The sequence below is a fragment of the Arenibacter nanhaiticus genome (genome assembly GCF_900141935.1).
GTDB classification, from domain to species: domain Bacteria; phylum Bacteroidota; class Bacteroidia; order Flavobacteriales; family Flavobacteriaceae; genus Arenibacter; species Arenibacter nanhaiticus.
Genome location: NZ_FQYX01000006.1, coordinates 136486 through 152600, shown reverse-complemented (window position 1 = coordinate 152600; position 16115 = coordinate 136486). Strand labels below are relative to the sequence as shown.

Here is a 16115-nt window from a genome sequence, read left to right as displayed (position 1 = left end):
TATCGTTTCATAGCTTTAAATAAAATGGATGCTTATGAAACTTCCTATCCTAATTTTAGCATTATTAGTTCTTTTTCTCTCTTGTAAGGATACGGAGAAAAATGATAAGGTTGCCGATATCACGGCAACAGTCCAGCCCCATCAAGACAAAGACATCATAACTCCTTTTTTTTGGGAGGGAGCCAATATTTATTTTCTGCTCACCGATCGTTTCTACAACGGCGACTCTACTAACGACATAAATTTCGAAAGAACAGCTTCAACGGGAGTCCTTCGCGGATTTATGGGAGGTGATTTGAACGGTATCACCCAAAAAATAAAGGAAGGTTATTTCTCCAATCTAGGCGTCAATGCCATTTGGTTTAGCCCGGTTGCAGAACAAATTCACGGTAAAGTTGACGAAGGCACAGGTAATACTTACGGGTACCACGGGTATTGGACCAAGGACTGGACAGCCCTAGACCCCAATTTTGGTTCTAAAAAAGACTTAGAAACACTCGTAAAAACAGCTCATAAAAATGGCATTCGTATACTCCTAGATGTTGTTTTAAACCATACGGGACCTGTGACCGAAAAAGATCCTGTCTGGCCGTCCGATTGGGTTCGCACCGCCCCACCATGTACCTATACCAACTACCAAAGCACTACTAGCTGTACCCTGGTTGAAAATTTACCCGACATTCTTACCGCCACAGAAAAAAATGTAAAGCTCCCAGACCACCTTTTAGCAAAATGGAAAAAAGAAGGCCGCTTAAGTGAAGAACTCGATGCCTTAAACTTGTTTTTTGCCCGAACCGGTTATCCTAGGACCCCTAGCAACTATATTATAAAATGGTTAACCGATTTTGTTCATGAATTTGGTGTAGACGGATTTAGAGTGGACACCGCCAAACATGTTGATGAGAAGATCTGGAGTAAATTATACGAACAAGCATCCTTCTCGTTTAACACCTGGAAGCAAAAACATCCCAATGATATGTTAGACGAGACTCCTTTTTATATGTTTGGGGAAGTGTATGGCTATGGTATATCGGCTGGAAGGGAATATGATTTTGGAGATCGAAAAGTAGATTATTTTAATCACGGTTTCAATAGTCTGATCAATTTTGAATTAAAAACTGATGCCCATAAGGATTATGAAACCATATTTACCAAATACGACGAGTTGTTGCACAAGCACCTGGCTGGGAAAGGGGTTTTAAACTACCTAAGTTCTCATGATGATAGCGATCCTTTTGACAAAGAAAGAAAAAAAGGCTATAAGGCGGCCAACATACTTTTTCTAAGCCCGGGAACTGCACAAGTATATTACGGGGATGAATCTAATAGAAGCTTGACGATTCCGGATGCCCAAGGAGATGCGACTCTGCGATCCTTTATGAATTGGGAAGAAATAGAAAATAACAAAATCACCCAAGACCTTTTACAACACTGGCAGAAACTAGGTCGTTTTAGGAGCCGTCACCCTGCCATTGGAGCAGGCAGACACCAACGTATATCACAAACTCCCTATGTATTTTCTAGAAAATTTGTAAAAGACACCTATAAAGACAAGGTAATAATAGGATTAGATTTGCCCAAAGGAAGAAAATCCCTTTTAGTTAAAGAGTATATAGAAGATGGCACCAAGCTTTTTGATGCCTATTCCGAAACCTATATAGAAGTAAAAAATGGTACGGTGGAACTAGATAACGATTATGAAATAGCCTTGCTGGAATTGGCTGAACAACAGTCTACACACCACTAAACCATTGTAGCTTACTGTTTTCGCAAGTCTCTTTTTCAACTCTCCCACCAAACTTTAAAAGTCATTATTGGCTATATTTACAACTTCAAAACCTTGTATCCAAGTTTATAATGACACCCTTATGAAATTAAACAGAAGACGCTTTATCCAAAATATCATTTTGGGTGTAACGGGGTTTGCAGTAATAGATTCTTATTGGTTAGAAAGGTATTTTATATCGTGGACGGTATTTGATCTTGCAGAAGGGGAAACAAAAAAAATTAAGGCCATTCAACTTAGCGATCTTCATTTAAAAGAAATCAAATATTACCATAAATCTATAGCCAAGCGGATTAATGAAGAACGCCCAGATGTGCTGTTTATAACCGGAGACACTATTGAACACCGCAGGGACGTACCAATAATAAAAGAATTCCTCGACTTAATTTCCAAAAAAATACCTAAAATCGCTATTTTGGGAAATAAAGAATATTCTGGAAAAATAGATTTAGAAGCCTTAGAAAACACCTATTCCGAGCAAAATGGCCAGCTATTGATTAATAAGTCCCATCTTTTTATGGCAAAAGGCAGGGAGGTAAATATTGTTGGCATAGACGATTATGTCGGGGGCGTTCCTGACTTTACAAAAGCTTGCCAGACCATCGACAAATCAAGGCCCATTGTTGTCCTAAACCATTGTCCTGCTTATAGGGAAGCTATAGATGCACAAGCCAAAACCATGGAAATTGCCCCTTTAACCATTCTTTCTGGTCATACCCATGGCGGACAAATTACATTTTTCGGCAAACCATTATTTATGCCTCGTGGTGCAGGAAACTACATAAAAGGGTGGTATACCAACAGCACCTCAAAAATGTATGTTTCCAAAGGGGTTGGCACCGCTATTTTACCCTTGCGTTTTGGAGCAAGAGCCGAAGCCAGTATTTTTTACCTCTAAGGCTATTTTTGCGAATGCAGGGCTATCCTATTTCCCTCAGAATCCTTGAACAAGGCCATAAAACCATGTCCACCTCCTATTTCTTTCTTAGGCTGCAAGATACTTCCTCCGGCTTTTTCTACGCGGCTTAACTCATGGGCCAGATCTTTACAGGAAAAATAAAGCAAAGGCCCCGCAGTCTCACTTGGCTGGTACATGCTATGCTGTACCAAAGATCCCATGGCACCAGTTTTTTCTGGCGCGGCAGGAAACCATCCCATTGTAAACTCCTCTAATTGATGAATGTCGATATTGATATTAAAAACCGTATCATAAAACTTTTTAGCCCTTTCCATATTGGTTACGGGAATTTCGAACCAACCGACCATATTGCTTTCCATAGCTTATTTTTTTTCTAAAATCGATTTTAAACTCTGTAGTCCATTTTCAAATTCCTTGCCCATCATTTTATCCATACTCATAAAAAGCATCATAATAGACATAGGGAATTTGTTTTTCCCTTTGAAACCCCAAACAACCCTTGTTTTGTGCTCGTCGACAGCTTCCACATCGATATAGGCATCCGAAGTAGATTTAAAAGGTTTTAAAAACCGCAACTCGGACTCTATTCTTTCTCCCTCTATTATTCCAGTTATTTCCTGCTCTCCCTCCCCTACTGCCTTATTTCCTTTCCAATGGCTTAGGGCGCCTACTTCACCATCGGTTCCGGTAAACTTCTTCTCCATAGCTGGGTCTTTCTTGGCCCATGGCGACCACTCGTCCTGTTTTTTCAAGGACCTGAGGTATTGAAAAACCTCTCCCTTTGGCTTCGCTATGACTATTGCCCGGTTTACCTCATAGTCCTTGGGGGCCAATATGGCCAATACGGTAATTAGAACAATAATGGCCAGAACGATGTAAAGTAGTGTTGTCATTTTATTTTTGGTTTGATTATAAATAAATATAGTGAAAATTTACTTCTCCCCGTAATAACGCGCCAAGACATCTTCAATACTCCGCACCGATTTTTTAGTCCAATCTACCCGTTTTAGATACTGTTCCTCTTCAGTCAATTTCCAATCGATGTCACTCTTTTTCAACTCCTTGGTAAGGGCATGAAGAATAATTGCTGCAGAAACGGAAATATTTAAACTTTCGGTAAACCCTACCATAGGGATCTTTAAAAATTCATCGGCTTCCTCTATAACTTCCTGACTCAACCCATTGCGTTCAGTCCCGAAAAACAGGGCTATTTTGCCATCAAATTTAAAATCGTCCAACAAACAATCATTTTGATGGGGAGTGGTTGCCACAATCTTATACCCTTTTTCCTTTAAGGTTTTGATGCAGCTTGTAGTATCGGCATATCTTTTCACATCTACCCATTTCTGGGCGCCCATAGCTATATCCTCGTCCAACCGTTTGCCATACTTGCTTTCAATAACATGCGCCTCCTGCACGCCAAAAATATCGCAGCTCCTAATAACGGCACTGGTATTGTGCAGCTGAAAAACATCTTCAATTGCCACCGTAATATAATTGGTACGTTCTTGGAGTATTTCTAAAAAACGAGATTTTCTCTCAGGCATAATAAATTCTTCCAAATAGGGCAAAAGGTCATAATCGATCATAGTCAAACAATAGAAAAGGGTTATTTTTATCAAAAATATCTTATTTCTATCAAATGAAAAAAATAGTGGTATTAACCGGGGCGGGCGTCAGTGCAGAAAGTGGCATCAATACCTTTAGGGATGCCGACGGATTATGGGAAGGACACGATGTAATGGAGGTTGCCACTCCGCAGGGCTTTGCCCAAAACCCACATCTTGTCCTGGAATTCTACAATGAACGGAGAAGGCAATTGTCTACCGTTTTCCCAAATGCCGCCCACAAAGCCTTATCGGCCCTAGAAAAACATTACCAAGTACACATCATCACCCAAAACGTAGACGATTTGCACGAACGCGCCGGAAGCTCCAACGTCCTCCATTTGCACGGCGAATTGCTCAAGGCCAGGAGTACTGCGAATCCGGAAGTGGTCATTGATTGGAAATCCGATATAAAAATAGGAGATTCAGCCTCGGACGGAAGTCAATTGAGACCACATATAGTATGGTTTGGCGAAGATGTTCCCATGCTGCCGAAAGCTGCGGAAACCACCAGCATGGCCGATATAATAATTATCATTGGCACCTCTATGCAAGTATACCCTGCCGCTGGCCTGGTCCATTATGCACCATTACATAGCCCCATATATTTTATAGACCCCAAGCCCAATATAAAGGCATCGGACTTTAATAATTTAAGGATTTTACAAGGCCGTGCCGTAGACAAGGTCCCTACTCTGGTTTCGGACCTAATTGATAAAGCGCTCTAGTATGGTTGGCCCAATCTAAGATCGCTTGTTTTTGGTCTGGGGTTAATACAGCTTCCTTATGGGTCCAAGTGTATTCTGTTAAGGGCATTTTTCCTTCCTTGACCATTTCTACTACCTCCTCCATTTTATGATCCTTTTTCTTGATGGTGTAGTTGCCCCATTCCGAGAAATTTAAATGTTTTTTTCCGTCTTTGACATGGGCATCTAACCAAAAGGAGATTGGCGCTATATTGTTGTACCACGGATATACCGTGGTATTACTATGACAATCGAAACATGCTTGTTTTAAAATTAATTTTAACTCTTGGGAGGGATTTGTTTCTACTAAAAAACTTTCCATGGTATCCGAAACCGCCATATTTTTAGACGGTCTATAGAATTGAATCAACACAAAAACGATCAATAAACCCCACCCGATTTTTTTTATATATTTCATGTAATTCCATTTATTATTTAAAAGTAGTATTATTTATGAAGTCTTCAGCGCTTTATCAAGGACTAAACCAATTAACCCATTCTAGACACCATAGAAAGGAAATGGCCTTGATGGTCCTAGAAAACCCAAAACTCATCGCTTCTCTTTTAAAAATAGCATTTCAGGATGATGCACCTATCTCGAGCAAGGCTTGTTGGGTCTTAGAATTTGTTGCCAAGGATCGACTAGATTTATTGTTACCATATCTTAGTATTTTTACACGCCAAATAGGCTCCGTACACAGGGATGCGTCCATAAGACCCTTAGCAAAAATCTGTGAGTATTTCACCAAATCTTATTTTGTAGAAAATGACATCGCTACCCGAAATGCCTTCACAAACGAAGATTTAGAACAAATTACAAAGGTTTGTTTCGATTGGCTGATTGGGGAGCACAAGGTAGCTGCCAAAGCTTATAGCATGACCTGCCTACTGCTTTTAGGACAAAAATTTAAATGGATCCATCCGGAACTCAGATTGGTACTCGAACAAAATTATCATCGGGGCAGTGCCGCTTATCAAGCTAGGGCAAGACAAATTTTGGCTAAAATCTCCTGAGAGTAATTAGAAGCATCTATTAAACCCTTCATAAAAAAGCTGAGTAGCACCTACTGCTCCCAAGAAACCTCATAATTTATCGCTTACCAAAACTTTTGTTGAACAAACCGCAAAATTCCTAACATAAAAACCCTAAACATTCTATGGCTTAACTTTTAAACTCCTGAAGTTATGATTATCTTTGCGCTTTTCAAAAAACATTCAATTTCTCATACCATGTCATTAAACAAATTAAACGCCATTTCGCCTATAGATGGCAGATATAGAAATAAAGCAGAATCCTTAGCTCCTTTCTTTTCAGAGGAGGCCCTTATAAAATACAGGGTTTTAGTTGAGATAGAATATTTTATTGCTCTTTGCGAAATTCCGCTACCACAGCTTTCTGATTTTGATACTTCAAAATTTGGAGCTTTAAGGGAAATTTATGAGAACTTTGGTTCTGAGGATGCCCTTGCCATCAAAGAAATTGAAAAAGTAACGAATCACGATGTAAAAGCCGTTGAGTATTTTATCAAAAAGAAATTTGACGCTTTGGGCTTACAAGCCCATAAAGAATTCATTCATTTTGGACTTACCTCCCAGGATATCAACAATACTGCTATTCCGCTTTCTATTAAAGAAGCCGTAAACGAGGTATATGCCCCGCTTTACTTAGAGGTATTGAACAAGGTAGAATCTTTGGCAAAGGAATGGGAAGCTATCCCTATGTTGGCCCGTACCCACGGACAGCCCGCATCTCCTACCCGTTTAGGGAAAGAGATTGAAGTATTTGCCGTTCGCTTAAAAGAACAGTTTAACTTTCTTGAAGAAATTCCAAATGCCGCTAAATTTGGTGGTGCCACAGGAAATTTCAACGCTCACAAGGTTGCTTATCCAAGTATTGACTGGAAGGCTTTTGGACAGAAATTCGTACAGGAAAAATTGGGCCTGCACCATTCTTTCCCAACAACCCAAATAGAACACTACGATCATATGGCAGCCCTTTTCGATTGCCTAAAACGTATCAATACCATCGTCATAGATTTAGACCGCGATTTCTGGACCTATGTTTCTATGGATTATTTCAAGCAAAAAATAAAAGCAGGAGAAGTTGGTTCCTCTGCCATGCCACATAAGGTAAACCCTATCGATTTTGAAAATTCTGAAGGCAATTTAGGTATTGCCAATGCTATTTTTGAACATTTGTCTGCAAAACTCCCTGTTTCTAGATTACAAAGAGATTTAACGGACAGTACCGTTCTTAGAAACGTAGGGGTTCCTTTCGGACATACCTTAATTGCTTTTCAATCGACCTTAAAGGGACTAGACAAATTGTTATTGAACAATGACAAATTCCAGGAAGATTTAGAAAACAACTGGGCCGTAGTTGCCGAGGCCATTCAAACGATCCTAAGACGAGAAAGCTACCCAGATCCATACGAGGCGCTGAAAGGACTGACTCGTACCAACGAAAAAATCACGCAAACATCTATTGCTAATTTTATAGACACCCTAGCGGTTTCTGATGAAATAAAAGCCGAATTAAAGGTCATTACCCCTAGCAATTACACAGGGATATAACTCGTTATTTACTTATACAGATAAAAAAACCACCTTGCGGTGGTTTTTTTTATACTCTTATTTTCGGTCCCCGAAACGATTATTCCCCGCCATTTCCTATAGGTGTTTCTATGTATAGAAAGTGTATTTAAGAATAAAGTCAAAGGTTTTTCAGTATAGCCATTGGATCAGTGATATTGCGGTTCCCTACTACTCTTCTAAAAATAATTTGGGCGTTCCCTAACGAAAAAAAACACATCCTACCCGCTAGATTAATCCAGCGATTCGGTTAAAAGCTTCTGTATTCCTTCTAAACCTTCACCTTTATAATTAGACTTTTGTAAAGCTTGCAAGAGCTGCATCAAATTGGCCGGATTCATATCCCTCCCCAAAACCCGAACCAAGGCAAAGCCTTTATCTTGCCTATCGGCATAAATAATCACCTCATCAATGGCATCGTCATCACCTACATATTTTATCACCCCTTTGCCAAACCCCGAATTTAACTTCATAAGCTCTATAAAATCCTTACCCTTTAAAATGGCACTTACTTTTTCTTTCTCCTGCTTATAAGCCATATCATTATCCAGGGTTTTTCTAAACGCCAATACATTTAATTTTTTCAAAGAATTCAGCGCTTCCTTTTGTGCAGTCGTTAAATCGACATTTTCCAAATTAAGCAAGCTTACAGGTAGGTCTAAAGCGATAAAATCAGCATTTTCGGCATTGTTCACATAGTATTCCTGCAGACTGGGCGAAGAATTACAGGACACCATAACCAATACCAACAAGCAAGCCAGCACGATTTTATTGAGTTTTTGTATCATTTTTTATTTCTTTTAGAAGTATCATCATACCCAAAACAACCTTTGCTTTACCTTATTAGTATATGCTAGGACGTCAAAATATCGCTTAACACTATTTCTTTGATGCCTTATTAAGTTCTTTCGGCAAATTCATTTGTTGGGTAAGGGAACCTATTTTATTAAGATCAATATCCCCGGTCAAGGAAAGCAATACCGTTTCAATTTTTGGCATCCCTTCTTCTAGACTTATTTTATCCAAGCCGTTGACAAACATCAGCAATTCACTTACATGGTCTTCGTCCTTTCCTTCCTTGACATAAATAGATACATTGGCATCCTTATCCTTAACCTTTACAAGTTCTTCCAAAGAAGCTGTTTTTAAATATTTCCCAATGGTTTGCAACATGTCCTCGGACACTTTTTTATCCTGTGTGACAAAGACCTTCAAGTTTTTTAAACTCTTCACGATGTCCATATAGTCTTGTGCTTCCTTATCGTTAACATCGACATTAATATTGCTCAACAATTTCAACATACTAGAATTGATCACTACCGCACTTACCTTATCCGAATCTTCATACTTATCGAACACAGATTGTGAGAGTCCAACAAAAGGCAACATGGCCATGAAAGCTATTAGAATATTTTTTTTCATCTTGGTTATTATTTTATTTATTATTTAAGGTTGTTAATTGTTATTCCCACCACTGCTAAACTAAGTTTTATGAATGGTTCTATTATAATTAATTAGACTAAGAAGGTATTTAAAATAGATTATATCTATCCATAAAAATTATTGTCGTTGCTTTTTTTCTGCTGCTTTACCAAGTTGTTTTCCCCCTGGAAGGTCCATTTTATCGGTAAGGGTGGCAATTTTTCTAAGATCTATGTCGCCCGTTAAGGATAATAGAACAGTCTCTACCTTCCTGCCGTTCATATCCACGTCCTTAAGTTCTTCCCTGTCTTTTAAACCAGTGACGAACATTAATAATTCTTTTACATGGTCTTTATCTTTCCCTTCTTTTACATAGAATTTTACGTTAGACGCTCCATCGCGCACTCTCATTAACTCTTCATAGGAAGAATTTCCCAATCGTTTAGTTACCCAAGAATCTATATCTTTGGAAATAGCGGCACTTTCTGTCGTAATTACCTTAAAGCTCGTGATAGAGTTTACCAGGGCAAAAAACTCCTGTGCTTCCGGATCTTCTGTACTAATGCTCATTTTTCCGAGCATTTGGAACATTTTAGGCTGCATTACCACAAAGGTCACATCATTATTGTCCTCGTATTTGTCAAAAATATCTTGACAAAAGATATATGCCGGGACCAGTAATAATATTAAAAATACAAGCTGTTTTTTCATCGTCTTATTCTTTGATTAAAAATTTATCGGTTGTTTTTTGAAACTCTTCCAAATACCCTAATTGTTTTGTTCCCTTATTAAAATTGTATGCCAACAACTTAAAAGCTTCCTGGGCCGAGGCTATTTCTTCTTGGGTATACTCGCTTTCCAAGGCTGTTGATTTAGGGACCGTAATATTTATTGCGGCTACTAACACTGCTACGGCCGCTACGGAAACCCATTTCACAAACTTCCTTTTTGGTTTTAAAGGAAGGTCCTTTGTAAACCGTTCTTCCTTTTCTACAGCAAAATATTGGAACATTGGAGCATATTGCTGTAAATGCTCAGGAATGTTTTTCTGTAAAAAAAAGCTCCGCAACATTTCTTCTTCGGCTACTGTTGCAGTCGCTTCAAAATACTTTTCTAATAGTTTTTCTATATTATACAATTCCATGTTTATGTTTTTGCATTAATTTTTCCCGAACTGTTTTTCTAGCTCTGGACAATGCTACCCGCACCGCTCCCGGCTTCATTTCTAGCAAATCGGATATCTCTTCGTATTCGTACTGTTCTACATCACGCAATTGTAATACCAATTTCTGCTGATCGGGCAAATCGTCCATGATTTTTTCTATCCAAGCCAAGCTATCGCCAACCTCCATTTGCCGTTGTGGCGAAATATTATTGTCCTCATAATTAGTATGTACTAATTTCAAATGGCCTGCCTGTTTGGATTTTAGGCGGTCTAAACAAAAATTCTTGGTCATCATCATAGCATAGGCCTCTACATTGTTATAGCTATTCATTAATTTATTTTTAGACCATAATTTCAATAAAACCTCCTGAGTGGCATCTTCAGCCTCTTCCTTGGACACCAAAAGTCGTTTTGCCAGCCTAAAAAGCTTATCCTTAAAAGGCATCACCACATGTAAAAAATCCGATTGTTGCATTGGGTTTTAATTGTTTTGCATACCATCTTCTAGGCCCACAATAGAAAGACGATGACCAAAGATTTTTGTTACAATAAATTTTTATTTCTTTTTAATGTAACTAATTTAGCGAGAAAGAAACCAATTGGTTCTTGTATTCGTATGTAACTACAGAATATTCCCTAATCGTTATCCATACCATTTATGGAATAATTATTGTAAACGTATAAGAATACCCTTTCTAAATTAATTTAATCTATGAATAAATATTTATTGTTAGTGTATTTTGGAGCAACTCTATTCTTTACAAGTTGTTCTAAAAATGACGATACCCCGGTCGTAATTGACAAAACACCCCCTACCCCAGAAGCTACTGACATCACGGTTCAAAATTTTATGTGGCAAAGTATGAATGCCTATTATTTTTGGCAGGCAGATGTTCCCGATCTCGCAGATAACCGCTTTAGTAACGATGACGATTATGTTAAATACCTAGAATCGGAACAAGACCCTGGAACATTCTTCTATAACCTATGTAACAATCATATTGAAAAAGTTGGGGAAGCTTCGGCTGTGGACCGGTTTAGTTTTTATACCGAAGATTATAAGGAGTTAACTCAATCTTTCTCGGGCATCTCTAAAAGTAATGGCTTAGAGTTTGGGCTTAGCCTATACGGCAATGGAGATCAGGTCTTTGGATATGTACGCTATATAGTTCCCAATTCCAATGCCGCTACCAAGGATATTAAAAGAGGGGATATTTTTACGGGGGTAAACGGGGTTCCCCTAAACAGAGACAACTATATAGACTTATTGTTTGGCACTAACGACACCTATACCTTAAATATGGGGAGCATTAGCAATACGACCATCAGCAATTCTGAGAAGGAAGTTACTTTGACCAAGGAGGAAGGCTTAATCGAAAACCCGGTATTCTTAACCAAGGTTATTGAGGTGAACGGACAAAAGATAGGCTACCTCATGTACAACAGCTTTACCAGTGAGTTCGATAAAAAGCTAAATACAGCTTTTGATGAATTAAAAGCAGCCGGCATCACAGATTTGGTGCTCGATTTACGCTATAACCCTGGTGGACGCGTAAATTCGGCCGTCTTATTATCTAGTATGATATATGGTACCTATACCGACAAACCCCTGCTAAAGGCACGCTACAATACAAAGTTACAGTCTCAATTTAAACAAGAGGACCTCACCAGCTACTTTGCCGATACTTTAGATGATAACACCCCAATCACGACCTTAAACCTAAACAAGGTATATGTACTTGCCACCAGAAGTACTGCCTCTGCCAGCGAACTGGTGATGAATGGTTTGGATCCCTATATAGATGTTGTGCATATTGGGACCGCCACTACTGGGAAAAACGAATTCTCGGTAACCTTTGTAGACGATTATGATAATGGAAACGTTTATGACCCTGAAAGGGAAGATAAAATAAACCCTAAAAACTCTTGGGCCATTCAGCCCTTATTAGGACGTAATGAAAATGCCGATGGTTTTTCGGATTACACCAAGGGCTTGTTTCCCGATTATGAACTTTCGGAAGACTTGTCTAACTTAGGTGTCCTCGGAAGTACCGACGAACCCCTATTGGCGAAGGCCATTTCTTTAATTACAGGGAGCACTGCCAAAAAAGATTTTAGCGTACGCGTACCCGTGCAATTACTTACCAGTTCCAAAATGTTTACTCCTGTAAAAGACAATATGTACATGGATTTTAAAAACCCGATTCCCCTGATTAAAAAATAGAAGGAAAATAAAAGATAGACCGGATTGCATGTGGTCTATCTTTTAAATTTTGGTTCTTGAGGTTTCTTCCTTACATTAAGGATGTTTTTTTACAATGATTACTCCATCTCTGAAAAAATAATAAGATGAAAAAAACAATTGGCCTCCTTGTACTTTTTCTTTGTCTCTCTTGTACTGATAAGGACGACAATGCTTTTTTATACCCTCAGGAAACTACGGTACAAAATTTTATATGGCAGGGGCTTAACCAATGGTATTTTTGGCAGGCAGAGGCCAAAAATTTGGGCGATGACAGGTTTGCGACCAACGAAGACTATGTTGGTTATTTGAAAAAATACCCAGATCCGGAAAACTTCTTTTACAATACCTGCCACCGGCATAGTAACATTGTAGGTTCGGATGCCGCTATAGACCGATTTAGTTTTGTAAATAGCGATTATAAGACATTGGTAAATCAATTGAATGGCATAAGCAAAAGCAACGGGGTTGAATTCGGACTGGTCAGAATTAACCAGGGAAAGGATCTTTATGGGTATGTAAAATATATTATTCCAAATTCCAATGCTTCCAACAAAGCAATTGCTAGGGGCGATATTTTTACACGGGTCAATGGCCAGCAACTTACCGATGAAAATTACACCTCTCTCCTCTTTGGAGAAAATGATACCTATACCCTCGGCATGGCCGATATCTCTGGCTCCCAAATTAGCGACAACAATAAGGAAGTTACCCTTACCAAGGAGGTAGGACTGGTAGAGGACCCAATTTTTGTGGCCAAAACGATAGAAAGCAACGGAATTAAAATTGGGTATTTAATGTACAACGGTTTTACGCAGTCCTTTAACGAATCCTTAAACAATACTTTCGGTGGTTTTAAAAATGAGGGCGTAACAGAGTTGATCTTGGATCTGCGATACAATCCTGGTGGCTCGGTATATTCCTCCCAACTTTTGGCCAGTATGATCTACGGCACCAATACCGAGGACCTTTATATCAGGCAACGTTGGAACGATAAAATACAACCCACCCTAAAGAAAGAACAACTAGAAGATTATTTTACCGATAAAACCGCTTCGGGTACTCCTATTAACAGCCTAAATCTTAGCAAGGTATATGTCTTAGCCACAAATAGTACGGCCTCTGCCAGCGAACTGGTAATGAACGGATTGGATCCTTATATGGATATTGTTCATATAGGGACTACAACGAGGGGGAAAAATGAATTTTCGGTCACTATGGTCGATGATAGGGAAAACGATTACATCTATCATAAAAGCCGAGAGGGTAAAATAAATCCCAAAAACCGTTGGGCCATGCAACCTCTTATGGGTAGGAATGAAAATTCAGTCGGGTTCTCGGATTACACCTCGGGTCTATTACCAGATATCACTTTAAATGAAGATTTATCGAACATGGGATCATTAGGGGATCTTAACGAGCCTTTATTGGCCCGAGCCATTCAAGAAATTGCGGGGACCACAGGCAAGTGGGACTTTAAGGTAAATATGCCCATAGAGGAGCTCACCAATTCCAAGATGTTCACGTCCTTAAAAGATCATATGATATTAGACAAATCTCTAAAATAGCCAACATCAGACTTATATAAAAAAAGGGCTTGCGTTATTTCGCAAGCCCTTTTTCTGTATCCGTTCGATAATACTGCAGGTATTTATGTTGTAGATGTGGTGGAATAGTATTGATATCTGGATGAAAAAGTCCAGCCAAAAGCTCTATCCCATCGACCAGAGTACCAGCCGAAGACTGGGTAAACAGCTCAAAATTTGCCAAAAACACCCTGTTGTTCTTTACAGCTTTTAAGGTTTCCCAACCTGGTTTTTGTGTCAGTAGATGCATTTCCTCCATCGTCCTGGTTATAGTAAATCCGCATGGGGCAATAACCAATACTTCTGGATCGTATTTTACGATCTTTTCCCAAGAGGTTACAATACTATCCCCCGAAGGATTCGCCAACATATCTATACCTCCGGCATAGGCGATTTGATGTGGAATCCAATGTCCACAATTATAAATGGGGTGAATCCATTCCATCAGCATTACCCGTTTCGGCATAGCCCTATGTTTCCTTAAATTATCTATAACCCTGTCCCTTCTTCTGTACAGTGCCTCCAAATAGGCATGGGCTTTCCCTTCTTGTCCCAAGGCTTTCCCTATAACAATAGCGGCCCTAAAAACATCTTCCAAGGACTCGGGCGAAATAGAAATTATGGTAGGTTGTTTTTCTAAAACTGCCACCGCTGCCGCGGTGCACTCGGTATCTATCTGGCAAACATCACAAATATCCTGAGTAAAGATGATATCTGGCGCTATTTGTTTTAACACAGGTTCATCTACATAATAAAGGCTCTTTCCCTGATGTTTACTTTCCGAAAACAAGGTGTCTATTTCTCTACTAGTCAGGTTTTTACCTTCCATTACACAACGGACCACCGGAAGTTTCTCTTGCAAAGCTTGCTGGGGACATTCGAAAGTTATCCCGAACAAGTGGTCTTCCAACCCCATATCGTATAACATTTGGGTAACGGCAGGTAAAAACGAACAGACTTTTAGCATAGGGCATGAAGCTATTAGTTAAAATAAATTCCTCCAGGAATAATTCCGACTGGAATTGTTTTAATTATTTCTTTAGAGTTTATATTGTAAATAGTTAGATCGCCCTTACTATTATAGTCCTTAGCATCGGTGCCATATAATTTTCCATCATCGACTCGCATCGTATAAAAAGAAACTCCTTCTAATAAGGGTGATGTTGGCAGTGACGTCGCAGTAGCAGTCATACTATAAACATTACTATTTAAGGTATAATAAATACTATTGTCTTCTTCAACCAATTGTTTTGGATGATCGGTAGTAGTAAATTCAAAGGTGTTTGCCACAGTATTGGTAGTCGTATTTATTTTTACCAATTCCCCCTTAGTTTCCTCACCACTATAACTTGGCTTCCCAGCACACATTACCCAAAGGTTATCGGCATCGTCAAAAGCCATGGAATTAGGCACATCACCTACGGGAATGATTTTTACCACCTTATCGGTAGCAGGGTCTATCACGGAAATTTTATTATTAAAACCCCAAGCACCCTGATGAGCTACATACACCATATCGTTTTCCTCCTCCAATACTTCTGGGCCAAATTCTACAGGAATTGTTCCTTCAACCGTAAAATCTACCAAATTAATAATAGCCACAAAATCATCATTATTGTCATTTGGATCTCCCCAATTGGTGACATAACCCTTTCCGTTGGCAGCGGTAAAATATCTTGGGTTATGGAGCCCTTCTGTAATGGCCCCTAATTTTTTAAAGGTAAAACGGTCTGCCACTACTATGGCATTAGAGTTATTAACTACAATAAAGGCTTTTTTATCATAGAATCCAATGGACTGAACAATATTTCCAAGGTCTTCATTATTTACCTTTTTATAGATTTCGTTTTCTACCTCATTTAAATCATAAGAAACATAGGACACGGTACCACTACCATTTTGAAACGGACCTTCATTTGAGATTAATATTCCTCTATCATAATCCCCTAAAGATCGTTTATTATCATCGTTGTCATTCTCACAGGAAGTAAATAGCAGTCCAAAGGCTAGACTAGCAAGTATTGCATGTTTAATTTTCATTGTTCTTGTT

18 protein-coding genes are annotated in these 16115 nt (G+C 39.0%); 7 read left to right on the top strand and 11 right to left on the bottom strand.

The features are described 5' to 3' along the window. The first annotated feature begins 34 nt into the window (after positions 1-34). Positions 35-1747 carry an alpha-amylase family glycosyl hydrolase gene (locus BUA16_RS05925; protein ID WP_072763755.1) on the top strand — a complete coding sequence of 571 codons (1713 nt, stop codon included), beginning with the start codon at positions 35-37 and terminating at the stop codon, positions 1745-1747. Positions 1748-1868: 121 nt separating this feature from the next. Further along, positions 1869-2684 carry a metallophosphoesterase gene (locus BUA16_RS05920; protein ID WP_072763753.1) on the top strand — a complete coding sequence of 272 codons (816 nt, stop codon included), beginning with the start codon at positions 1869-1871 and terminating at the stop codon, positions 2682-2684. Between the two features lie 2 nt (positions 2685-2686). Here the strand turns inward: BUA16_RS05920 and BUA16_RS05915 are convergent, their stop codons facing one another. The 3 genes from BUA16_RS05915 to BUA16_RS05905 are packed head-to-tail and all read right to left on the bottom strand — an operon-like array spanning position 2687 to position 4294. Continuing rightward, positions 2687-3064: a VOC family protein gene (locus BUA16_RS05915; protein ID WP_072763752.1), complete on the bottom strand. Its 378-nt coding sequence runs from the start codon at positions 3062-3064 to the stop codon at positions 2687-2689. Positions 3065-3067: 3 nt separating this feature from the next. Next, entirely contained in the window at positions 3068-3598 is a 531-nt protein-coding gene (locus tag BUA16_RS05910) for an SRPBCC family protein (protein WP_072763750.1), read from the bottom strand. Between the two features lie 39 nt (positions 3599-3637). Further along, positions 3638-4294 carry a TrmH family RNA methyltransferase gene (locus BUA16_RS05905; RefSeq protein WP_072763749.1) on the bottom strand — a complete coding sequence of 219 codons (657 nt, stop codon included), beginning with the start codon at positions 4292-4294 and terminating at the stop codon, positions 3638-3640. A gap of 53 nt (positions 4295-4347) precedes the next feature. Between BUA16_RS05905 and BUA16_RS05900 the strand changes: the two genes are divergently transcribed. Next, a complete protein-coding gene (locus BUA16_RS05900; protein WP_072763748.1) occupies positions 4348-5040 on the top strand; it encodes an SIR2 family NAD-dependent protein deacylase in 693 nt (230 codons plus the stop codon). Here the strand turns inward: BUA16_RS05900 and BUA16_RS05895 are convergent. Beyond that, on the bottom strand, positions 5003-5476 hold the full coding sequence (locus tag BUA16_RS05895; RefSeq protein WP_072763746.1) for a heme-binding domain-containing protein: 474 nt from the start codon (positions 5474-5476) through the stop codon (positions 5003-5005). The genes BUA16_RS05900 and BUA16_RS05895 overlap by 38 nt on opposite strands. A 35-nt stretch (positions 5477-5511) precedes the next feature. Here BUA16_RS05895 and BUA16_RS05890 point away from each other — a divergent pair, with 35 nt between their 5' ends. After that, the gene (locus BUA16_RS05890; protein ID WP_072763744.1) at positions 5512-6072 is read left to right on the top strand and encodes an adenylosuccinate lyase; all 561 of its coding nucleotides are present in this window, start codon (positions 5512-5514) and stop codon (positions 6070-6072) included. A gap of 216 nt (positions 6073-6288) precedes the next feature. Next, a complete protein-coding gene (gene purB / locus BUA16_RS05885) occupies positions 6289-7632 on the top strand; it encodes an adenylosuccinate lyase (RefSeq protein WP_072763816.1) in 1344 nt (447 codons plus the stop codon). 251 nt (positions 7633-7883) lie between these two features. On the opposite strand, the gene BUA16_RS05880 is transcribed toward purB, so the two are convergent. The 5 genes from BUA16_RS05880 to BUA16_RS05860 all read right to left on the bottom strand — a co-directional run bounded on the left by BUA16_RS05880 (position 7884) and on the right by BUA16_RS05860 (position 10712). Continuing rightward, positions 7884-8438 carry a DUF4252 domain-containing protein gene (locus BUA16_RS05880; RefSeq protein ID WP_072763742.1) on the bottom strand — a complete coding sequence of 185 codons (555 nt, stop codon included), beginning with the start codon at positions 8436-8438 and terminating at the stop codon, positions 7884-7886. Positions 8439-8529: 91 nt separating this feature from the next. Next, the gene (locus BUA16_RS05875; protein WP_072763740.1) at positions 8530-9072 is read right to left on the bottom strand and encodes a DUF4252 domain-containing protein; all 543 of its coding nucleotides are present in this window, start codon (positions 9070-9072) and stop codon (positions 8530-8532) included. Between the two features lie 138 nt (positions 9073-9210). After that, positions 9211-9783 carry a DUF4252 domain-containing protein gene (locus BUA16_RS05870; protein WP_072763739.1) on the bottom strand — a complete coding sequence of 191 codons (573 nt, stop codon included), beginning with the start codon at positions 9781-9783 and terminating at the stop codon, positions 9211-9213. Positions 9784-9787: 4 nt separating this feature from the next. Next, positions 9788-10216, bottom strand: coding sequence for a hypothetical protein (locus tag BUA16_RS05865; RefSeq protein ID WP_072763738.1), 429 nt, complete (start codon positions 10214-10216; stop codon positions 9788-9790). Beyond that, a complete protein-coding gene (locus BUA16_RS05860; protein WP_072763736.1) occupies positions 10203-10712 on the bottom strand; it encodes an RNA polymerase sigma factor in 510 nt (169 codons plus the stop codon). The genes BUA16_RS05865 and BUA16_RS05860 overlap by 14 nt, the downstream gene beginning before the upstream one ends. Before the next feature lie 237 nt (positions 10713-10949). Here BUA16_RS05860 and BUA16_RS05855 point away from each other — a divergent pair, with 237 nt between their 5' ends. Both BUA16_RS05855 and BUA16_RS05850 read left to right on the top strand, forming a co-directional pair. Beyond that, positions 10950-12461 (top strand): S41 family peptidase, encoded by a 1512-nt coding sequence (locus BUA16_RS05855; protein ID WP_072763734.1) that lies wholly within the window; start codon positions 10950-10952, stop codon positions 12459-12461. 125 nt (positions 12462-12586) lie between these two features. Beyond that, positions 12587-14047, top strand: coding sequence for a S41 family peptidase (locus tag BUA16_RS05850; RefSeq protein WP_072763732.1), 1461 nt, complete (start codon positions 12587-12589; stop codon positions 14045-14047). 34 nt (positions 14048-14081) lie between these two features. Here BUA16_RS05850 and BUA16_RS05845 read toward each other — a convergent pair whose 3' ends face one another. After that, complete coding sequence (locus BUA16_RS05845) at positions 14082-15032, bottom strand: ABC transporter substrate-binding protein (RefSeq protein WP_072763731.1); 951 nt, start codon at positions 15030-15032, stop codon at positions 14082-14084. Between the two features lie 14 nt (positions 15033-15046). Continuing rightward, on the bottom strand, positions 15047-16105 hold the full coding sequence (locus BUA16_RS05840; RefSeq protein ID WP_072763729.1) for a YncE family protein: 1059 nt from the start codon (positions 16103-16105) through the stop codon (positions 15047-15049). Positions 16106-16115: the final 10 nt, after the last annotated feature.